This is a genomic window from Pedobacter sp. MC2016-14, assembly GCF_020991475.1.
In the GTDB taxonomy this organism is placed as follows: domain Bacteria; phylum Bacteroidota; class Bacteroidia; order Sphingobacteriales; family Sphingobacteriaceae; genus Pedobacter.
The window spans coordinates 654,844-677,050 of record NZ_JAJMPA010000003.1 but is presented as its reverse complement, the minus strand read 5'-3'; the positions used below and the strand labels follow the sequence as shown (position 1 = coordinate 677,050).

Genomic DNA, 22,207 nt, shown 5'->3' with positions numbered 1-22,207 from the left:
ATGGTTATCTAATGTTAAGTTTCTTTTTGATCTTATTGATAGCCTTTTTCAAATATCTTTTATAAGAGGAGTGAGGGCTAAAGTCTTTCCAAGCTGTTAGGCGGACATATTTAAAAAATTCCTCTGCATAGGTTACATTACTGTTATAGGATTTATAAATGGGTTTATTTCCAATAAAATGAATAATGTATGGATTTTTCTCGTCTAAAATTGAATAACAATTCCATCGGAAATCCAGCTCATAAAATTGACCAGCTAATATCACGTTCAGACCATATTGGTCAGGGAAGTTGGCATATTTAACATTGGTTGTAATACACTCAATGATTTTTTGGGTAATTCCGTTTTCCCGCCAAATTTCATTATTTAAAACCATCATACCTGCATTAAAATAAGGTAAATCTGGGTGCAAACCTAATTCTTTATAGTTGGTAATTCCTCCCCATTCATTACTAATTATTTCACTTCTGTCTCTAACAGCTGCTATGGGGTAACTTCCTAAATCAATATTCCAGAGTTCTGAAATATCGGTGCATAAAATCATGTCTACGTCTAAAAAGATTGCCTTTTTGACTTCTTTAGGAAGAAACAGCGGGATAAATAACCGCATATACACATTCAAAGGAAAGGTAGAATTATCCAGCGGCAGTTTTACTCCAGCAAATATTTCGGTTAGTTTGAGCCATTTTATATTTATTTTTTCAGGATCATAAGAACTGTTGATTTTTTCAAGATTAGCAGTTGATAAATTGTCGTCAACGATGTACAGGTCAATTTTCTCTCCCGACTTGTGTGTATGAATAATTGACTGAATAAGGGCCGCAAGCATAATGGCGAAGTGATCGTCACTGGCTACAACTATGGTGATATTTTCTTTGTTTTTCATTAGTTAGCGGAATAAATCGAAATTAAAACGAATGTGTCTGTATAGATGTCTTATAGCGGTTAATATCATACCATTTCCCTCCCTTAAAAAGTTACGTTTCACTGTGCTGGTTTCAATGGCATCATTGATCTGATCAAATAATCCCTTATAATCCGTATAAAATAATGCCTTACCTTTTGCTTTAATAAATGCAAACATCATTCTGTATTCTGCGCGGTCACTTTTGATACCCTCAACATACTTTCCGAATTTATCAAGGAAGTTTTTGCGTCTTAGATGCGGATGATCGCTATAGTAATAGAATTTTTTATACCCTCTTGAGAATTTTTTGAAGATCATCTCTGAGAAGCCACCCTTGTAAGGCTTAAGATAAGGATAATCAAAATAAGCGTAGAACCTCACCATATCTAAATCAGGGCGCTCATCCATACATTGTACAGCTAGTTTTAATTTTTCCGGGAAAAGATCTTTAGGGACAAAATCCTCTTGTACATAGAGTGTAAGCGGAGTTTGAACTTTCTCCTGACCTTTATTGATGTTATTGGCCAGTCCTTTATTTACAGGTGTATCAGCGATTTGAAAATTGTAAATTTCTTTAAGCTCTTTTAATCGGTTAAAGTGAGTTTCATTACTGCAGTCATCTGAAACGATGATATCATGAAATTGACAATTCAGTTCTGCAAAGCGTTTTAGTAACCTTTCCAGCGAATTACTGCGGTTAAAATGGGTGATTAGTAAGGTAATGTCTTCAAAAAGTAACGGTTTATCCATGGGTAGAAGGATCAGGTATTTGTTTGAGTATATTTAAGTGTTCTTACTTTTTCAATCCTATATATTCATTAATTGCACCAAGGTGTCTGAATATGCGTTGCGTAAATGATTTGAAAATACCACCTTCAGCAACCAATCTTCTGGATGACGTATAAGCCCTGGCACCTTGACCAGTTACCAACATCAATTTGCCGGTTTTTTGAAGGTTAACAGCCATTCTGCCATCTTCTGATTCCTCCACATGGTATTCGCTATCACGGGCGTTGTCAAACTTCCTCACATCTGTAACCACAAACCCTCCGTTTTCCAGGCCAACTTTTGTCACAAAACCCATATTAAAGCCCAGAAAATTTATATATTCTCTGTTTTTCTTTCTCAGTCTGGTGAGCACCCCCGTCATTTTTTCATAAGCCCAAAGTGCCATCCTGCCTTCACCAATTGGCGGAATAAAAGAATAGCGGCCATAAACACCCACAATGGTACTGTCTTCTTTCATGGGCTTAACCATGCTTTCAATCCAGTTTGGAGGGTAAAATGTATCTGAGTCTGCACCGAGGTGGTATTTCCCCTTAGCCTTTTCTAAACCCATTTGCCTGGCAAAAGTTATACCTTGTTGAGGCTGAAAATAGCTCTTCACATTTAGCAGGTCTAAAACCTCCTGGGTTTGATCGGTAGAATTGTTGTTGATGACAACAATTTCTACTTCCATACTTGTTTTATTTTTAGCCAGAGATGATAAGGTTCTGTAGATATTGTTTTCTTCGTTCCATGCCGGAATCAAAATCGAAACTTCCGGGCTTTCTGACTGAAAGCCTTTCATGTTTTCTTTTATCGTTTCAATTTCTCCCGCAGTCAGATCTTTAAAGTTTTTTCCAATAAACAAATGGGGCTGAAGCCAATTTGGAAGATTCATCATAAAACAAATTGTATGGGTTTAAACTTTATTTAGGCTGCAAATTAACAATTTTCCGTGTAATACAAACGCTATAACAAAATCAATTGAAAAATATTATAAACCTGATTACAAAAAAAAACGGGATAAGTTTTTTATCACTTATCCCGTTTCTAAATATTTTGAAATCTTTATTTTTTAGTATAAATCAATTTGGTGTTGATGTATCCACTTGTATTAAAATACCAGTCTGGGAATGATTTTCCATTTGATTTTGCCCATTCAGAGAAATGAGTGTAAGCATCAAAAATTGGTACAGTTTCAAGAGGGTAGCTGAACGGACCATAAAAATCAATGGCAAATGGCCTATTTTCCCTTGTGGTGTAATACCTGCCCGATGCAGCATCCGAATCATCAGCTGTGCTGTTAAATAATTTTTTATTGGCAAGGTCGGTAGGCGCATGGTTCACCAAGTGAACTTCTCTTCCACGTTCAAGATTGCTGATCAGGAAAGGGTTAAAAGGAGCCAATGCGGTGAAATCATCTGCTAAAGGAGTACTAAATGTAACGCCTACAGTAATGGTTTTACTTTCATTGTAAGAAGAACCTGCATAAGTATTGATCAATGATGTCCCAACACCAAACAGGTTTCTGTAGTTGTCAAAAGGAATAATCACTGCTTTACTTTGATTGCTTTCTAATCCATTTCCGACTTGTTTAATATAAGTGCCGGCAGATAAATTTAAGCCGGTTACAGCTTTAACCTGCGCAGGGGTTAAAGGTAATTCTACGCCAAAACCATTTTGGAAGGTTGCACCAGCTGCCAATGGTTTATAATCAGCAGTTAAGTCTACTACTTTGTTGGTAGCACTCATTGCAAACTTGTACCTGTAACTCAGTACAAGGTCGTTGAGGTCATAATCTCCTTCAGCAGGCCAGTTGTCTTCAAAAGTAGTTGTTCCCCAAATGGTCTCACTTGGGTAATAACGATCATAAGCTCTTTCCGGATCATTAGGGTATTTATCGATCGCGTCTGGAACGCCATCTTTATCTGTATCTTTCGCATCACCTTCTAAAACTGGAATATCAGCCGGGTTTATCGATTCCACAGGATTAGACTGAGCATATACAATCAGGTCATTAAAATCCTGATCACTTCCATAACCATCTGTTCTTTCAATATCTTCAAATCCAATTAAGAAAGTCCTTTGAGAAAGATTGTGTAATACTACATTGTGTCTTTTTATTTTTGGATCAGATTCTGGATTTAAGCCTTCAGTAGAGAAGAATTTTGTTGCAGAATAATTAACTGAACCATTGTTTTGATAGGCATTTTGAAGTACCACAAAGCCTATGGATGTTCCTTCTGTAAACCTACCAAGTAAAACTTTGTCGCCCTGAATCATATTTCCAGCTCCGGTTCCAACTTTAAACGAGGCATTTGGAAACACCATGTTGACGTTCGTGATGTCTTCAGCCTTAGTAGGAGCGTGGCCTGTGGGGTAAGTATAATACGCTAAAGAATTGCGATAATCAGCACCTTCATGTACAAATGTAATCCAAACATCTGCAAGTGCAGTGATTCTTAAATCCGTAGGGATTTCTGTTTTTATATATTTCTCCTGAACTTTTTGTCTTTCTGGAAGAACACTGTTGATTTGCTCCATTAATGCAGAGAAATCAATTTTATCAACCGGTAAAATTGCTTTTGGTCTGCCCAGTTCATCGTATTTAGACAAGTCGTAATTGTATGCTGATGAAGGAATGTCATTTACACCTTTTACACTAAAAGTAGATATTCCCGATGAAGCAGTTGTTGTTGATTTAGAAGTTTCTATAATCACATTACCACCGTAGCCGTACTGACCACCAATAATTGCGATAACACTATTGTCTTTAATATAGGTTTTAACGTTAGCAGCCAGACCAATATAAGCTGGATCAATGATCAGGTTTTCAAGAGAAGCTGGAACAGTTAAAGTAGTTTTTACATAACCGTTTGCATCACTGATTACCTTGCTGAGTTCCTTTCCGGCACCAATGCTTGCAGGATTATAAATGGATACCAATGCACCATCAATAGGCTTGTCGTCACGACTAAGCAATCGCACATTAACTTCTACTTTTTTAGTGGTAACATAAGCAAAGCCGTCCGGCGCTACTTTTTCTCCTGCTGGAGTTTCGGTTTCTGAACTGAGTTCCTTTTTACAGGCCCCAAGTGATAAAATAAGAGCTGCTGTCGCAACTACAAGTAATTTTTTCTTCATATAAATTTGATCGACGTATAAATTTATCACACCCGGCTGATCGCGTACGCGAATAGGCATTACAAAATTATGCCAGAAAAAAAAAAGGACTTGATCTACTCGTTATTGCGCTATTTGCAAGATGTGGCGCATTCGGGGGTTGTGGAGTGCGCCCTGTTTTGGGGAAAAAATTACACGGTATCAATAAAAAATCCCCCTGCGCATTGCGCAGGAGGATTAAATCAAATTAAAAATGTAGTTTATCGGTTAAATAGTTTTGTCGTGTTTCTGTAGCTCTCGCTTGTATTGCTATACCAGTCCGGGGCGTTTGCACCAGCACTTTCTGCCCAGGTAGCAAATTTTAAATAAGCATCACTGATGGCAATTCTTTCAATCGGATAAACAAAGTTAGCAATAGGAACTTCAATTGCCCAAGGTAATTTATTCGCTGTGCTGTAGTAGTTTCCTGTAGAGATTGAAGCGTCATCCCTTGTTCCAAATAAGCTTGATGTAGCTTTAGTAGTTGGTGTTTTGCCATACAAATGCGTTTCATAACCTCTGCCGTATGTGTTTGTGCCATTCCAAATAAATGGATTTTGTGCACTATTACCACCGAATGTGCTGATTAGAGGACCATCAGTTAACTTAAGCGTGAAGCTATAAGTTACATTTGGAGAAATTGCCTCGCCAACTTTGGTATTCCAGGTAGTTTGTTGGGTTCTGCTGTTGTTAAACAATACCACAACGACTTTGCTTTGACCACTTTCTAAAACGGCAGATGAAGAAGTAATTGTTGCGCTTCCTGAAGGGATGTTGAATTCAATACCACCACCATTCTGGAAGTCACCACCTGTAGCTTTCAAAGTATATTCAGCAGTAATATCTACTACTTTGTTTTGTGCACTTGTTGCAATTTTAAATTTATAAGCCAATACAACATCATTTAAGTCGTAGTCGCCTTTTGATGGCCAGTTGTCTTCAAATGCGATAGTAGAACCACCATTGGCGTAATTTACAGTGTAAGTATCAAAAGCTTTAGTGGCGTCATCAGGATAAGCGTCTAAATCATTGCTAACACCGTCTTTATCTCTGTCGTTGTCTGCAGGAGCAGTTCCGTTACCAGTTGGCATGCAAGAATCGCTGGCTACGTATGCATCACATCCTAAAGCTGCAGGAGCAACGAAGAAACCATTTGGAATGTTGGCAGCCTGTGGTGTACAAAGCTGTACATTACCAGTAATGATTTGGCTGTTGCTGGTTTGTCTTGCATCAAGAATCATGTTACCATCAATGGTTCCGGTAACTTTAAATAAAGAAGTTTTACCAGTTCCATAAACTACTAGTGTGCCACCTTTATTGAAATCCTTAGTTTCAAACATTACACCGCTGATCTCGTTACCAATCAGGTTTAATTTACTACCACCATTTAAACGGGTAGTATTTGAAGCAATGGCATAGCTATAATTGTTCAGGATATTATCATTGATAAAGTCATTCATGTACAACTTGCAGTGGTTGTTTACTGTTCCGCCACCGTTGATTTGTAAAGTATTTGTAGATGTAGTTGTACCGTAGTTATCTAAAGTACCCCTGATGTCAAGTTTGTTGTTTAATAGGATAGTTCCGTAGTTGGTCCAGGTTTCATCTGATTTAATCTCACCACCAACAATTACTGTAGTAGTAGCCTCAACAACCAGATTTACACCTGTATGGTTGAAGTTTCTAATGGTTACGGTTTTGTTTGGTGCACTAATTTTTACAGTACCACCGTTATTCGCCTGGATGTCAATGGTTGCATCATTGGTTGAACTATAGCAAACCACCTCGGGAGTGTTAAGGTTAATATTTCCATCAGTAGTTGATCTTTGGCATGCCGCAATCGCATTCACTTTAACGGTAGCATTTACATTGTTCGAAGTTCCAATGGTAACCTGAACGGCCTCAGTTGTTAATGCTACCTTTTGGGTCACTGTTGTTAAATCTGGTGCATATTTTACAACATATACATCTGTAAGTGTAGTTGGTAAAGAAACTTTGGTGTTAAAAGGGCTAAGGTAAGTTGCTGAACCTGAAGCAACCATTTGACCGCCATTCGCAGGATCTCCAGCGTAAATTTTGATCACCTGAATTTGAGTATTGCCATAACGTGAATCAGTTGTTCCAACACTAAAGCTTACTTCTTTTGTGCTTGACCAGTTAAAGTTTGCTGGTACGTTGATATCATTGATGTTTTTGCTAATCGTTTCTTCAACAGATTCGCCTTTTTTACATGACACAGCAAATAGACTTAATCCTAATGCTATTGAAAGTAACTTAATTTTCATATAAGGTGTTTTTTTTAAAATGATTAGTTCGCATTATCCAACATCCGTTCCAACATTTAAATTTGAAAGGGGACTTGTCATAAAGTGCCATTTGCGGCGTTTGAGCATAGAAAATAAAGTTTTTAGCGGAATAGCTTTCATTCTAATCATTTGCTTAAAACACGAAAATTCCCCAACTTTTTGAAAAAAATGGGGAATTTCTGTCTCAGTAGGTGGGGCGGAGGTAAATGCGATGGTTTGTTGCTAATCAACTTAAATGGATCATAGCAGGGTGAAATGTATTATGCATTCATAGCTACATAAAGCTCGGTCTGCGTGAGCCATTGCCCTTTTATCTTACGCCACATTGCGGCATAATTTCCATAATATTTATCGGTTTTATATGCCCATTTTCCTTTCTCCCAAGCCATATCTCCGCTCTCGGCAATGCTGATTTCATCAGGAATACGTTCAAAAACCGGGCTGCTGTGGGTAAACATATACTTCCAATCTTTAGCAATGCGATCTTTTCCTTTGCTATAGCTGCCATCTCCGGCTACTTGTACAAAATCTGGCGTCCAGTATTTCGCCACCCCATTTACATCTTTTTTGAGAATACAAGCATTCGAATCAAGACGTGCTTTTTCAATACGTAAAATCTCTTCTTTAAATAAATTATCGTTTTCTATGATTGGCATGCTGCGAAGTAAAGCAAAATTCTGAATAGTTTGGGTATTTCAATATCCCGACACTTGCGCGGAAATACAAGGGAAATTCAGAGGAAAGTCGAAGGAAACCGGAACATTTCATCGTATTTGACACGGAGTTCAATCGGTGTTCGTTCGCTTCTAACCGAACAAACACCGATTGAACAGCATTTAAACAGCGAGCTAAGGACGACTGAAACTTTGACTTTCCCCCCGGTTTCCCTCAAATTATAGCCTAGTTTTCGTACAAGTGTTGTTCATAAGTTCCCAGTTATGGTATATCGGCACAGCAGAAATGGAATATTAATTGAAATTGAAGGACACATCAATCTGGAAAGGCCTTATAAATTTTCAATTTCTTTTAGCTAATTTTATTAGTTTTGCTCCATGGCTACTCATGTTAATATCACATCAGGCGGGATACAAAAAGTATTGCGGAATTATAATGAAAAACAAGCAGTTGCAGAATACATTTGGAATGGTTTTGACGCTACAGCAACTACGGTAGAAATTAACTATACGGCTAATGAGCTTGGATATATCAGTTTGCTGGAGGTTGCCGACAATGGCTATGGGATTAATTTTGAGCAATTAAAGGCCAAGTTTGATCCCTTTTATGAATCTGAAAAGGCGCTGCAATTGCCTGTAAACCGGAACAAATCTACGATGCATGGCAAGAATGGTGTAGGCCGTTTAACTTTTTTCAGATTTGCCAATGATGCGGAATGGCAAACGACCTGGTTGTCGCAAAATAATAGCTTAAAAAGTGGCAGAATTTCAATTGGCGTTGCCTCGCTCAACAATTACCAGGCTACAGAAATTGATGTGCCATTGAGCAAGAATACGGGTACAAGGGTCTTGTTTTCAAATTTAAAAATCTCTGCAGATAACCTTGAGCAGGAAATTATTCCGTTTTTAAAGGCTGAATTTTGCTGGTTCCTGGAGCTAAATAAAAGCAGAAATTATAGTATTCTAATCAATGGCGAGCCTTTAGATTATCAGGATCAAATCCAGGATTATGAAGAAGATCTGTTTTGGAAATACGAAGACACTAATACGAGTTTTAAACTAAAGTTTGTACAATGGAAGGAATCTTTACATAAAGAACTATCTAAGGTATATTTCATCAATGAAAAAGGAGCGGAGCTGTACAAAGAATACACTACGTTAAATAAGAAAGCGGATGAATATTTTCACAGTGTTTATATAGAAAGTGAATTTTTTACCGATTTCGACTTTCGCGGTACTGAGTTTGAAATCCAGACGGGTTTGTATAGCCGTTCTAAAGCTTCAGCGGAATACAAATTTCTGAGTAAAAAAGTTAATGAATTGCTGCGAAGTAAAAGAAAGGCTTTTTTGAAAGAATATTCTTCCAGATTACTGGAACGGTACGAAAGAGAAGGCGTGCTGTCTATCGTAGTGGCCGAGCATATTGAAGCTAAACGCCGGAATAGATTATTGGATACTTTGAAGGCTTTATATGAGATTCAGCCAAAACTTTTCAGCAACCTGAGCATAGATCAAAAGAAAACTATTGTGGCATTACTAGATGGATTACTGGTTTCTGATCAGCGACCGAAAATTGCAAACCTGCTGGCTGGCATTGTAGATATGGAGCCAGAAGAACAAACTGAACTGGAAGAATTATTAGCTGATTAATTTGTTGTTGCTATTTATAAAGATATTCTGGCTTAATCAGTGATGACATTTTAGCCCTTAACTTTAATACTTTCGGTTTGGACACCTTTTTAATATAAATGCTCCAGGGGTTTTTAACGAAATAATCCTGATGTTCCATTTCTGCCGGATAAAAGGCGGCAAAGGGAAGTAACTCCGTAACAATAGGGCTGGTGTAATATCCGGTATGGTCTACCTGATCTACAACTTTGATGAGCGATTTTAATTCTTCGGGGGAGCGATAAAATGCAATGGAGCGGTAGTCTGATCCAACATCCGGGCCCTGACTGTTGAGTTGGGTAGGATCATGTGCATAAAAAAAGGCTTCGGCTAGTTTTTCAAAACTGATTACTGCAGGATTGTAATATAACAATACGGCCTCCGCATGACCAGTTTGTTTGGTTAATACAGCATCGTAAGTCGGATGATCCGCTGTTCCTCCTGCATAACCGCTGATTACCTTATGTACACCTTTAAGCTCCAGCATACTCTCTTGCATTGCCCAAAAGCAGCCTCCTGCGAAAGCCGCAATTTCTTCACCTTTCGCTTGCTTCGGTAATACAGCGAATCCATTTTTACTTTCTAGTTTTTGTGTTTTTGCTCCGTTACATGCCGCACAAAGGCTTAGCAGTATTCCAGCGAAAAAAATGAGGTGTAGCTTCATATGTCTTATGCTCCAATATACGAATCTACAGCGCTAATTTTATATTTTTCTATGTAGTAGCGCGTCAGCAGTCCATGAAAGAATTACAGGAGCCAGGCGTTTAACTGTTTTTCTGACCACAAATGCGCCGATAGCCTTAGTTACAAAGCCAGATTTTCTTAATAAGGTCTTGTCCACCAGGAGTGGAATTAGCCAGGAAACAACCTTTTCTGCGGTATCATATCTTTTGCGTGCTGGACGACGCACTAACGCATGCGTTCCATCAGTTAAAATTTCTTTTTGAAGTAGTGTATGCATCGCTGTTAAATTTGATTGCCTGGATTTCAATTCTTTTAAATTTTTCATCTGTAATTACGCTCGATTTTATGTTAGTTGTTTTATCATTATGAAGCATTGTCCTGTATAGAATTGTTGCCAGTTTCAATCTCAATTTCTTTTGTAGTCACAGCATAGTGGGAGGGATGAATTTCGGAACCATAGGCAAGGGCATAGGCTTTGGTGAATTCTGCACCGAAGTATAAGATGATGGATGAATAATACGTCCATAACAATAAAATAACCAGTGATCCGGCCGCACCATAAGTACTGCCAACATCGCTCTGTCCGATGTAGATAGAAATACCAAATTTTCCAAGCATAAACAATAGCGCCGTTACTATTGCCCCATATGCTACATCGCGCCATTTGATATTTGCGTCTGGCAAGACTTTAAAGATCACCCCGAAAATTAAAGAGATGACCACCAGAGTAACAACCTGATTAAGGATGTAGAAAAATACTACAGATACATCAGAAAAACGCGCCTGCAGTCTAAGATTAAAATTATCCAGTACAGTAGTGATAGATAAAGAAATTAGTAATAAGAAAACAAGGCTAATGATAACAGAAAAGGATAAGAAACGGTTTTGCAACATCTTTAGCCAACCTCTTTTAGGTTTGGGTTTTAGACCCCAGATCGTGTTAATAGAATCCTGAATGTCGGCAAACACCGTAGTAGAACCTACAAGTAGGGTCACTATTCCAATAATAAAAGCTACAGTACCTTTATCTCCGATGGCTGCTTTTGCAACTATATCCTGCATCTGTAAGGCGGTGTCTTTGCCCACAAATCCTGCCAGCTGCGCATAGATTTGACCCTGGGCAGCCTCCTGACCTAGAAAAATTCCACATAAAGAAATAATAACCAGTAATAGTGGAGCCATGGAGAACACCGTATAATAGGCCAGTGAACCACTCAATTTAGTGACCTTATGGTCACTAAATCCGTTAAATGAATTTTTAAGGACTTCCCAGAGTCCTTTGAATGTTACTTTCTCTTTTTTCATAGCTTGTTTTTTAGCCGCAGGCTGTTGTTTTTGATTTGTTTGTTTAGCTATACTGATTTCGGGCCTGGCCGATTTAAGATGTACTTCGGATTTATCCTTTTCTTTTTCTTGCTGCACTTCGCAATGTTTTTCGAAATATCTTCGGATGGCAAGGCCTGCTACTGCTTTTTCCAGTGCACCCTTTTTCCAGAGCACCAGAAAGGCGAGGCCTGTAAAAAACAGAGCTGCGCAACCAAATCCAGATGTGTAACTATTCAAGATCCTGGAGAGATAAAAGGCAAGTGTTACCGCAGAAACCAAAAAGGACAAGACCATACAAAACAAAACAATTGTGTTTGTAATCAAATCTGCTATGAGCCTGGATGATTTTTCTACAATAACGAGTTTAAGTAGCTCAAGTCTGATGTTGAGGTATTTTTGTACGTCGCTCCAAATGGCATTGAGGGTCTTAGGTTGGTTGTGCTGCATGTCATTACATTGAATGTAAATTAACCCCACTGCCTAAGAAATGTTTTTCTCTGAATGTGGTATTAAAACCTCATTCAGGGGTATGTCCAAACTGTCAGTATTTTAGAGCTAAGATTTATACCCTAAAATCTTGCTCCAATTTTTTGAAACAGGAGATTGTGGCCCAATAATACTTTATTTAAAATACCGTAAGTATTCTATAATTGCATTTTCAATTTCGGCAGATAAGGCTTCCTTTTTACCTTCAGTAGATTCAGATTTATAATTTATGGACTTTGTTTGGTAGATGAGATACATTGCTTCAATCAGTTTCTCAACATATTCTTTAACCAAAATGATATGTGAAGACCGATTGTAAATCTTTTCTAAAACGGTGTCTCCATTTGCACATCTTAATAAATTGTCCAAAAGCTCATGCCACTCGTATAAACTTTTGTACTCAAAGAATTCGCTGAGGAAAAACGTAATGTCATTTATTTCCGCAGCGCTGAGTAACCTGAGGTGTACCAGAGGAAAAAGTAATTCAATGTTTTCCTGAAAGGCCTGTGTGAAAACAGCATCCGAGCTCCGGTAAAGTTTATGATCGTTTTGTAAAGTGAAATTTTCGTTACTGTTCTTTAACGTGTAAGCCAGTTCCAAAAGTTTAAAACAGTTTTGATGCGTAGCAGGGTAGCGTAGCGAATTCCCGTATTCATAGGCTTCATCACAGGCCGTCTTAAAAAAGTCGTTAATTTCTGATTTTAAACTTTCAACATCTTCTTCCTCAAAAAAAGAAGCCAGTTGTTTATGCGGGTTTCTTAATTCTGATGGTCTAAAGTAACGATAGGTTTTGTAGTCAGACAAGGCTCTTTCTCTTTGCATAGCTAGTTCAAATTTTAATTTTCCTGATGGCAAAAATGCAGCTGCAGGAATCTGTGAATAAATAGGTTTGTGAACTCTCCGTCAAAGAAATAGACGTTGATGACCAGGCATCAGCTGAAAAGCCGGGCAGTCTTTTTATGATGTTGTAAAGGTAAGAAAAAGGGGCTTGTAAGCAAATTAATATCCTCTAATATTTTTTATAGCAAATTGTCATACTTATGTTGTTTCCACATCTTCATTAAGGCTCGATTAAACCTTATCCTACAAGATTAGTCTGTAATATCGTAAATGTGACCTTATATTTACGCAGGAATTTTATATAATTGCACAACTAACCGACTTAAAAAAAAACAACATGAAAAAAATGATGTTATCTGCTCTTGCACTTGCACCTTTATTGGGATGTGCGCAAAGTAGCGATTTCAATTTGATGGGAAAAGTAAACCCGTTAAACGTTCCTACAAAAGCTTATTTGGTTTACAGGCTAGAGGGGAAACAAGTAATTGACTCTGCTGTAGTTACAAATGGAGCATTTCAGTTTAAAGGTGTCAGCGAAGGTCCTTTGCAAGCCCAATTGCTGCTTGACCATGCTGGAAAAGGCATAAGTACTCTTGGTAGAACAGCTGATGTTAAAGCACTTTATCTTGAGCCGGGAACAGTTACACTTACAGCTACTGATTCAGTTAAAAAAGCAAAAATTACAGGTTCAAAAATTAATGCTGAGTTTGATAAATATAGTGCCTTGTTAACTGGTCCTGAAAAAGCTATGGCCGCATTAAATGCTGAATATGCAAGTGCCCCTGAAGATAAGAAAAAGGATAATGCTTTTAGAAGCGATTTACAACAACGTTTTGAAAAATTTGCCAGCGAAAGGGAGGCAATTCAGAATACCTATATCAAACAAAACCCAAACTCTTATTTTAGCCTTGAGGCTTTGACTGAAAGTGCAGGTAACGGTATTGATGTAGAAAAAGTAGAGCCTGTATTCAAAAGCCTTTCTCCAGCTGTACGTGCAAGTAAAGCAGGTGTAAGTTTTGCAAAAGCTATAGAAGCTGCCCGCAATACCAGTGTTGGTGCAATAGCTCCAGACTTTACTCAAAATGATGTGAATGATAAACCAGTAAAGCTTTCTGATTTCAAAGGAAAATACGTGCTGATTGATTTCTGGGCGTCATGGTGCGGACCTTGTCGTGCAGAAAACCCTAACGTGGTGAAAGCTTATAACGAATACAAAGACAAAAATTTCACTGTACTTGGTGTTTCCCTGGATCAACCTGGTAAAAAAGATGCATGGTTAGGCGCTATTGCTGCTGATGGTTTAACCTGGACACAGGTATCTGATTTAAAGTTTTGGAACAATGCAGTTGCTAAGCAATATGGCATCAATTCTATTCCTCAAAACTTTTTGGTAGACCCATCTGGTAAAATTGTGGGTAAAAACCTTCGCGGTGCAGACCTTACTAAAAAATTAGAAGAACTTTTGGCTGCAAAAGGTAAGTAATATATTAAACTCTAAACAAACACATAAAATGAAACGATTATTTTTATTAGCTGCCGCGCTGTTTTTTACAGCTGCCGCACATAGCCAAATCATGAAACCGGTAACCTGGAGTTATGGTGCTAAAAAAACCAGTGCTACTGAAGCTACTGTATTTATTAAAGCTACCATTGGTGATGGATGGCATGTATATTCACAGAACGTTAAAGACGGCGGTCCGGTAAAAACTACCTTTACATTTGCACCTTCGCCTTCTTATACTTTAGTAGGTAAAACTATTGAGCCAAAAGGTGTAACTAAATTTGAGGAAACATTTAGCATGAACGTAACGTACTTTGAAAAAAGTGTTATTTTTCAACAAAAGGTGAAAATTAAACCAGGTAAACCTGTAGTTGTTAAAGGTAAATTTGAATACATGACTTGCGACGACAAACAATGTCTTCCACCAGAAGAGGTTGAATTCAGTATTCCTGTTAAATAAGTAAGGAAAACTTTTCGCAGATTGTAGATAATTTATATTAATTAGATGAATAGATTACAAAAAGGCTTGTGCAGGTTTATCCTGCCGGCCTTATTGATTTTAGTATCCTTTGGCAACCTTAGGGCGCAAACAGAAGATACGACCTCCATGGATGGAGTGGAATTTACGGAGATCGCCCCCGAAACTCCGGCTGCCGATACACAGGTTACAGCCGCTCCTGCGGTAGCTAAAAGCAGCGCAGATTCTGCCGTAGTAACGGTAGCGGGAAAAACAGCAGATAAAAAAGATACACAACAAACAATTTGGGCAATATTTATTGCCGGATTTCTTGGTGGCTTTGCTGCTTTTTTGATGCCTTGTATTTTTCCGATGGTTCCTTTAACGGTAAGCTTTTTTACAAAAGGACAGGATAAAGGTAAAGGCATAAGGAACGCCATGTTATATGGTTTTTTTATCATCGTGATTTACGTGGTACTTGGCTTATTGATTACGGTATTGTTTGGTGCAGACGCATTGAGCAGCCTGTCTACCAATGGAATCTTTAACTTCTTTTTCTTTTTGCTGCTGGTTGTTTTCGGTGCTTCTTTTTTGGGCGCTTTCGAAATTACCATGCCATCGAGTTGGGTAAACAAGATGGATGCGAATTCTGATAAAGGTGGTATTGCCGGTTTATTTTTTATGGCTGGCACGCTGGCACTTGTTTCTTTCTCTTGTACCGGACCAATTATTGGTACTTTGCTGGTACAGGCGGCTACAAGTGGTGCTTTATTGGGCCCTGCAGTAGGAATGTTTGGTTTTGCACTTGCATTGGCCATACCATTTGTATTGTTCGCTATGTTTCCTTCCTTACTAAGCACATTGCCTAAATCAGGCGGATGGTTGAACAGTGTAAAAGTTGTTTTAGGTTTTCTTGAACTAGCCTTTGCACTTAAGTTTTTAAGTAACGTAGATTTAGCCTACCACTGGAACTGGTTTGACCGCGAAATATTCCTTGTATTGTGGATTGTGATTTTTACTTTGATGGGCCTGTATTTATTGGGCAAAATCAAATTCTCTCACGATAGTCCGGTACCGTTTGTTTCTGTTCCGAGATTGTTTTTAGCCATTATCGTATTTTCATTTTCCGTTTATATGGTTCCTGGATTATGGGGCGCGCCGTTAAAATCTATTTCAGCATTTTTGCCTCCGCAGTCAACGCAAGATTTCGATTTGTATACCTCATCATTGGGTGGCGGTTTTGCTGCGGCAGCTCCGGAAAGCTCATCTTCTAAACCGCATAAATATGCAGAGCTTTTTGAGAAGCCTTTGAAACTTGATCCGTTTTTTGATTATAAAGAAGGAGTAGAGTATGCCAAAAGTGTAGGTAAACCAGTGTTGATTGACTTTACTGGACATGCCTGTGTAAACTGTCGCAAGATGGAAGCAAACGTATGGCCTGATCCGGCTGTGTATAAATTGATTAGCCAGGATTACGTATTGATTCAATTATATGTAGACGATAAAACTGAGCTTGCTCCGGAAGATGTGGTGGTTAACGCTGCAGGAAAGAGCTTGAACACATTGGCAAAAAAATGGAGTGATTTACAAGCTTCAAGATTTCAAGCCAATGCTCAGCCTTTTTATGTATTACTTGATCCGCGTACAGAAGGTGTTTTAGTGCCACCTCAGGGTGCAGATTATGAAGTAGCCAATTATTTGAAATTTTTAAATAGCGGGCTGGAAGCTTATAAAAAATAGGATTCTATTTTACAATGTTAAAGGAGGTCTGCTACCATGCAGGCCTCCTTTTTTTTATACGTTTAATATTTAGCGAATTTTATGCTATATTGCTAACCAATTGTAAATTAAGAACCCATGGCTACCCAGATGACGACTCCTAGCAACCCGGAACTAAACTTAACAGAACAATTAAGGGTACAGCAGATGTATGATTTTCTGCATGCAGCTGTACACGATTTAAAAAATCCCTTAACCACTATTCCTGTGCGCGCAGATTTGATTAAGCTCAAAAAAGACGATCCGGACATGATCGACAAAATGTGCGATCAGATCAAAACGGCAAGTTTAAGTATGGTGCGTATCATTGACGAGTTATTGCAGATGGGGACGATGGAAGCCGGTAAAGTTAATTTAATGCTGATTAAACTGCCATTGGTGGATCTGGTTAAACAGGTAATTGCAATGAATTTTCCGCTTGCCGACCGGAAAAACCAAACGATATCTTTTACAGCTGAGGTTGATCCTTATGTTCAGGCAGATGAAAATAAACTGACTGAAGTTTTTGACAACCTGATCAACAATGCAATTAAATATTCTCCAGAAGGGGCTGCTATTACGGTTTCAATGTGCTTAAAAGCTGATCAGGTAGCAGTTTCGGTACAAGATGAAGGCCCAGGATTTACAGAAGAAGATAAACAGTTGCTTTTTCAGCGTTTTACGCGCTTAAGTGCGCAGCCTACAGGTGGCGAAAATTCAACAGGCTTAGGGCTTTCTATTGCTAAAGGCCTGGTAGAAGCCCATGGCGGGAAGTTGTTTGCGGAGAGCGAAGGTAAGGGAGCCACGTTTACCGTGGAACTCCCTGTTAGACGTTAGTCTCTTATTTGCCGCCCATAGGGCAGTTTTGCTGTAAGAATTTGGTATAGGTTAAAGAAAGGTGCTGTCTTGTTCCTTGTCCTTCGCTGATGCTATGCGTACGGTTTGGGTAAGACATCAATTGAAATACTTTACCATATTTTACCAGTTCATTGATGAGCATTTCTGCATTTTGGTAGTGCACATTGTCATCACCAGTACCATGAATGTATAATAAATTGCCCTGAAGATTTTTGGCATAACTAAGTGGCGAACCTTTTATATAAGCCTCTTTGCTTTTTAAAGGCGATCCCATATACCTTTCCTGATAAATGTTATCGTAGGTGAGCTGGTTAACAACAGCGGCGATAGAAATACCAGTTTTGTAGATTTGAGGGTATTGGAACATCAGGTTTAATGTAGAAGAACCGCCGCCGCTCCATCCCCAAACGGCTATTCTGTCTTTATCAACAAATGGCCACTCCATAATTTTCTTCGCAGCGTCTGCCTGGTCCTTGATATTCAATACTCCTATGTTTTTATAAATGCTTTTGCGAAATTCTCTTCCTTTAGGCGCAGGGGCACCACGGTTTTCTATAGACATGGTGATGTAACCATCTTTTGAAATATCGCCAGCATAAAGGAAATTGTTTCCTGTACCGTAAGTGTCTGTTACGGTTTGTGAGGCAGGTTCTCCATATACATAAAATACAACAGGATACTTTTTGGTCTGGTCAAAGTTTAAGGGCTTCTTCATCCATCCATCCAGTTCTGTACCATCTTCTGTTTTAATTTTGAAAAATTCAACACCATTTTTGGCCAATTTTATAGTTGACAATTTGTTGGTGATACTGCCCTCCATAGAAAAAGGATTGCCTGTGGTCATGTTCAACCATTCGCTCATGGGACGTATAGCCGCACTTTGGTATTCATGAAAAGCCCAAAGACCGTTTGGTGAAATATCATAAGCATGGGTACCGGGAAAAACTGCGGAGGTTACCATTTCCGGTTTACCTTTTCCATCAAGTTTTGTTTTGTACAGATATTTTTGAGTAGCATTGGCAGGAGAGGCAATGAAATATAGCAGGCCATTCTTTTCGTCAACCAGCGTGTTCTCAATAACATCATAGTTGCCATTTGTGATCAGCGTTTGTTTTTTTCCGTCTCTGCTGATGCGGTAATGATGGCGCCATCCGTCTTTTTCACTAACCAATATAAATTCTTTGTTTTCGTTGATCCATTTGAATTCCGGAGCGGCATCAATCCAGGCTTTATCTGTTTCTGTATAAATGGTGTTGATACTTCCCGTTTTTGTATTGGCTACATACAATTTACTTATATTCTGTTCTCTGTTTAATTGTTGCAAAATAATTTCGCTGCTTCCAGGAATCCAGTCCATTCTGGGAATGTAGTTTTGTACCTGATCACCAGGAACAGCAAGCCAGGTTGTTTTTGCTGTTGCCACATTTACCACACCTACTTTACAGTTAGATGGATTCTCGCCCACTTTTGGGTATTCTACGGGAATGGTAAAAGGATAGATGGAATCTATGTTGTCAATCATCAGGAAATTCTTGATTTTGGTAGCATCAATTTGCCAGTATGCGATCGTACTTCCATCAGGACTCCACCTAAATCCATCCCTGCAGTCAAATTCCTCTTCGTAAACCCAATCAAACGTTCCATTGATTAAACGGTCTGTTCCATCAGTAGTTAAGGCTTTAGTTGCTCCAGAGCTAAGGTCGTCTACATATAAATTGTGCCCGCTTACATAAGCTACCTTTGAAGCATCCGGAGAAAACTTGGCAAACATCAGAGAGGAAGCCGGTTTGTCTTTTCCTACTTGTAAAAGTTTGTTGCTTGTTAAATCAGCTACCCAGTAATCACCACGGGTATCGTAACGCCATACTTTTTTACTGTTGGTATAGATCAGGGCTTTTTTGCCATCTTCAGAAAGTTGAAAAGATCTTACCTGTAGTGCGTAGCCCAGTCCGGCGGGGCTAAGCAAGGTGGAAGATACAATAACTTTACGTTCCCTTTTTGGAAGGGTAATGGAGGTAATTTGCCCCATTTGGTCTACCTCATAATAGGAATTCCCATCTTTGGCCCAATTGATGCCATCTTTGCCTTGTGCATGGCCATTGAGGTAACCACACAAAAGGACGGCCATACAGGCCAGTTTAAAAGCGGTGTTTTTTAAGTTCATTTTTAAAGTTCTATAAATTGTTGATATGCTTTCTGTAAAAAGGATTGTCCGTCTCTAAGGCTTTCTGCCGTCTGTTTAGGAGCTGTCTTGTTGTCATTATATAAAACTCTTTTGCCTACATTATCAAATGTAACACATTGCTGGCTATTGATAAAGCCCATTCCATTATCCCAGCTAAAAAAAGCAAAAGGCCTGGTATAAGGATTGAGTAGGTTTTTGCTCCAGATAAATGGTTTAGTATTCATACTTAGCTGACTTAGCAGGGTATTTGCAAGGTCTATCTGGCTGCCTACCCGGTCAAAAACCTTTCCCTGATATTCTTTTTTGATGACATCACCAAAAAATAACATAGGAATGTGGTAACGCTGGGGCATGTAGACTTCATTACTTTCTGAAGGCAGGATATGGCCATGATCTGCGATAAAAACGAAGAGCGTATTTTTGTACCATGCTTGTTTCTTTGCCTGGTTTAAAAAGTCATTGATACAAGAATCTGTATAATAGGCTGTGCTCCTGAACCTCATGGAATTGTCCAGCAAACCAAATTTATAGGCTCCCGGAACTTCAAAAGGTTCGTGATTGGTTAAGGTCATTTGCGTAGCAAAAAATGGTTGCCTGGTTTTATTGAGCTCTTTAATTTGTCTGTTCAATACCACACCATCGTACGCACCCCATTTAGAATTCATTTCAGCTTTACTAAAATCCTTTTTGTCAATCAGTTTTTGATAGCTGTGGGAGAGTATAAATGCCTTGTAATTGTCAAATTCTGATGCACCGCCGTAATAAAATGAGGTTTGATAGCCATTTCTCCTGAACTCCTGGGAAATTGCCGGAATCTTCTGCATTTTATGAAGGTAATTGACCATGTTGCCTGCGGCAAGGCTTGGAAAGCCAGCTAGGGTGCCAATGATGCCCTTATCGGTGCGGTTGCCTGTAGAATATATTTTGGAGAACAAAATACCATGCTGCACCAAACTGTCAAATTTGGGTGTTACGCCTTTTTCCCGCCCAAGCACACTGGTTAAGTCTGCTGTAAAACTTTCCATAATCACCAATACTACATTCGGTCTTTTGGTGGTTAATACCTGTATGGTGCTGTCTTTTTTGACACTGAACAGGGCTTTTAAATTTTCATCTGCATCTTTAGGCGTTAAATACAGGTAGTGGTTTTTATGAGGCCCTGTGGCAGCAAGCACACTGTACATCAGGTTCCATTCGGTATTTACAGCGGCATGATTTAAGATAGAATCATCTGAATAGTAAGCGGCACTTTGGTTAATAGGGGCTACTGATCCCCCACGGATGAATAAAAAATTGATCAGCATCAACACCATACTTCCAATAATCCGGGTGCTGAATTTATTTTTATTGAAGTTGATGTGTAATGGTACAATGAATTTACGCAGCAGTATACCCGAGGTAATCAGAAAAATAAGAATTGATAAGCCTGGTAAAATAGGCGAGGAGGCACCTGAAGCCAGTGATTCATTTGGCGCTGTAAATGCAAAACCAATGGCCTTGGCATTTAATTTTGTTCCCCATTCTCTGAAAATATTGAAGTTGATGACTGAGATAAGGCTGAATATGACAATTAAGACCGTATTGTAAATTCTTAACCATTTCATGCCCGCCTGGCCCTTGCCGTATAAATAGTTAAATACAGCATACAAAACAGGGAATATGGAGATATATGCTGTCATTGACAAATCCAGGCTAAATCCATGATAGAAGGTTGCCAGCACCTGCTTTGCAGGAATTAGGGTGAGTTTTTTATGGAAGACCGCCAGAAAGATTACCCGGTCTATGCAGAAGAAAAGTATCCAGAAAAGATACAGGCGAACAAAAAATAATAAGCTTCTTACCAATTGATTTTTTCTTTATTGATGAACGCAGCAATGCCTTTTTTAAAGTCATCACTGTCACGTACCCTGGCATTGATGTGGACGGCAAAGTCCAGCATTTTTTCCAGTTGAGGATTGTTAGTTTGACCGATGAGTTGCTTGGTTACCATAAGTGAATTGGCGGAAGTTTCTGTACATAGTTTCAATGCACAGTCCATAACCGTTTGATTAATCTCTGCTGCCGGCGTTACGTAATTTATCAGTCCGTAGTCGAAAGCTTTTTGTGCTGTAAACAAATCGCCTGTGAGCAGGATTTGTTTTGCGATGCTTTCACTGGTCTTACGCAACAGGAAACAGGAAACAATGGCCGGTACAAAACCAAGCTTAACCTCTGTATAGCCAAAGTTTGCTTCTGGAACAGCATAAATGAGGTCACATATTGTTGCCAGGCCACAACCACCTGCAATAGCGTGACCTTCTACCTGGGCAATTACTATTTTTGGAAGATAATAGATAGTGGTAAACAACCGCTTTAAGTTTTCAGAATCTGCCAGGTTTTCTTCATATGAATTTTGCTGTAACTGTAGCAGGTAATTCAGATCTGCACCGGCACTAAATACTGCTCCATTGGCTTTAAGCAGAACTACCTTAACCTGTTCATCTTCTGCCGCCCTTAAAAAACTTTCTGTAAGTAAGTTTACAAGCTCAGGGTTTAAGGCGTTCCTTTTTTCTGAACGGTTTAACGTGATGGTAGCCACCTTGTTATATACACTATATAAAACCAAAGGTTCTGTCATGTTGGTTAGCATA

18 protein-coding genes are annotated in these 22,207 nt (G+C 38.8%); 5 read left to right on the top strand and 13 right to left on the bottom strand.

Features of this window, described 5'->3' with window-relative positions; genetic code table 11:
- Window positions 1–4 precede the first annotated feature (4 nt).
- The 6 genes from LPB86_RS18365 to LPB86_RS18340 all read right to left on the bottom strand — a co-directional run bounded on the left by LPB86_RS18365 (window position 5) and on the right by LPB86_RS18340 (window position 7,796).
- The gene (locus LPB86_RS18365) at window positions 5–886 is read right to left on the bottom strand and encodes a glycosyltransferase family 8 protein (protein WP_230692868.1); all 882 of its coding nucleotides are present in this window, start codon (window positions 884–886) and stop codon (window positions 5–7) included.
- Window positions 887–889: 3 nt separating this feature from the next.
- Window positions 890–1,657, bottom strand: coding sequence for a glycosyltransferase (locus LPB86_RS18360; protein WP_230692867.1), 768 nt, complete (start codon window positions 1,655–1,657; stop codon window positions 890–892).
- Window positions 1,658–1,700: 43 nt separating this feature from the next.
- A complete protein-coding gene (locus LPB86_RS18355; RefSeq protein WP_230692866.1) occupies window positions 1,701–2,573 on the bottom strand; it encodes a glycosyltransferase family 2 protein in 873 nt (290 codons plus the stop codon).
- Window positions 2,574–2,740: 167 nt separating this feature from the next.
- The gene (locus LPB86_RS18350) at window positions 2,741–4,816 is read right to left on the bottom strand and encodes an LruC domain-containing protein (RefSeq protein ID WP_230692865.1); all 2,076 of its coding nucleotides are present in this window, start codon (window positions 4,814–4,816) and stop codon (window positions 2,741–2,743) included.
- A gap of 239 nt (window positions 4,817–5,055) precedes the next feature.
- Entirely contained in the window at window positions 5,056–7,119 is a 2,064-nt protein-coding gene (locus LPB86_RS18345) for an LruC domain-containing protein (protein ID WP_230692864.1), read from the bottom strand.
- A gap of 281 nt (window positions 7,120–7,400) precedes the next feature.
- A complete protein-coding gene (locus LPB86_RS18340) occupies window positions 7,401–7,796 on the bottom strand; it encodes a DUF4440 domain-containing protein (protein ID WP_230692863.1) in 396 nt (131 codons plus the stop codon).
- Between the two features lie 396 nt (window positions 7,797–8,192).
- On the opposite strand from LPB86_RS18340, the gene LPB86_RS18335 reads away from it, so the two are divergent.
- Window positions 8,193–9,464, top strand: a complete 1,272-nt coding sequence (locus tag LPB86_RS18335; RefSeq protein WP_230692862.1) for an ATP-binding protein — start codon at window positions 8,193–8,195, stop codon at window positions 9,462–9,464.
- 10 nt (window positions 9,465–9,474) lie between these two features.
- Here the strand turns inward: LPB86_RS18335 and msrA are convergent, their stop codons facing one another.
- From msrA to LPB86_RS18315, 4 genes are all read right to left on the bottom strand, one after another.
- Entirely contained in the window at window positions 9,475–10,146 is a 672-nt protein-coding gene (gene msrA / locus LPB86_RS18330; protein ID WP_230692861.1) for a peptide-methionine (S)-S-oxide reductase MsrA, read from the bottom strand.
- 39 nt (window positions 10,147–10,185) lie between these two features.
- Window positions 10,186–10,491 carry a hypothetical protein gene (locus tag LPB86_RS18325; RefSeq protein WP_230692860.1) on the bottom strand — a complete coding sequence of 102 codons (306 nt, stop codon included), beginning with the start codon at window positions 10,489–10,491 and terminating at the stop codon, window positions 10,186–10,188.
- A gap of 38 nt (window positions 10,492–10,529) precedes the next feature.
- Entirely contained in the window at window positions 10,530–11,939 is a 1,410-nt protein-coding gene (locus LPB86_RS18320; protein ID WP_230692859.1) for a YihY/virulence factor BrkB family protein, read from the bottom strand.
- Window positions 11,940–12,113: 174 nt separating this feature from the next.
- Complete coding sequence (locus LPB86_RS18315) at window positions 12,114–12,800, bottom strand: hypothetical protein (RefSeq protein WP_230692858.1); 687 nt, start codon at window positions 12,798–12,800, stop codon at window positions 12,114–12,116.
- Between the two features lie 355 nt (window positions 12,801–13,155).
- On the opposite strand from LPB86_RS18315, the gene LPB86_RS18310 reads away from it, so the two are divergent.
- The 4 genes from LPB86_RS18310 to LPB86_RS18295 all read left to right on the top strand — a co-directional run bounded on the left by LPB86_RS18310 (window position 13,156) and on the right by LPB86_RS18295 (window position 17,371).
- On the top strand, window positions 13,156–14,301 hold the full coding sequence (locus LPB86_RS18310) for a TlpA disulfide reductase family protein (RefSeq protein WP_230692857.1): 1,146 nt from the start codon (window positions 13,156–13,158) through the stop codon (window positions 14,299–14,301).
- Window positions 14,302–14,329: 28 nt separating this feature from the next.
- Window positions 14,330–14,779 (top strand): protein-disulfide reductase DsbD domain-containing protein, encoded by a 450-nt coding sequence (locus LPB86_RS18305; RefSeq protein ID WP_230692856.1) that lies wholly within the window; start codon window positions 14,330–14,332, stop codon window positions 14,777–14,779.
- Between the two features lie 45 nt (window positions 14,780–14,824).
- Complete coding sequence (locus LPB86_RS18300; RefSeq protein WP_230692855.1) at window positions 14,825–16,516, top strand: protein-disulfide reductase DsbD; 1,692 nt, start codon at window positions 14,825–14,827, stop codon at window positions 16,514–16,516.
- A gap of 129 nt (window positions 16,517–16,645) precedes the next feature.
- On the top strand, window positions 16,646–17,371 hold the full coding sequence (locus LPB86_RS18295) for a sensor histidine kinase KdpD (protein WP_230692854.1): 726 nt from the start codon (window positions 16,646–16,648) through the stop codon (window positions 17,369–17,371).
- 4 nt (window positions 17,372–17,375) lie between these two features.
- On the opposite strand, the gene LPB86_RS18290 is transcribed toward LPB86_RS18295, so the two are convergent.
- The 3 genes from LPB86_RS18290 to LPB86_RS18280 form a co-directional block, all read right to left on the bottom strand.
- Window positions 17,376–19,556, bottom strand: a complete 2,181-nt coding sequence (locus LPB86_RS18290; RefSeq protein ID WP_230692853.1) for a S9 family peptidase — start codon at window positions 19,554–19,556, stop codon at window positions 17,376–17,378.
- 2 nt (window positions 19,557–19,558) lie between these two features.
- A complete protein-coding gene (locus LPB86_RS18285) occupies window positions 19,559–21,256 on the bottom strand; it encodes an LTA synthase family protein (protein ID WP_230692852.1) in 1,698 nt (565 codons plus the stop codon).
- 158 nt (window positions 21,257–21,414) lie between these two features.
- Entirely contained in the window at window positions 21,415–22,194 is a 780-nt protein-coding gene (locus tag LPB86_RS18280) for an enoyl-CoA hydratase/isomerase family protein (RefSeq protein WP_230692851.1), read from the bottom strand.
- Between the last annotated feature and the right edge of the window lie 13 nt (window positions 22,195–22,207).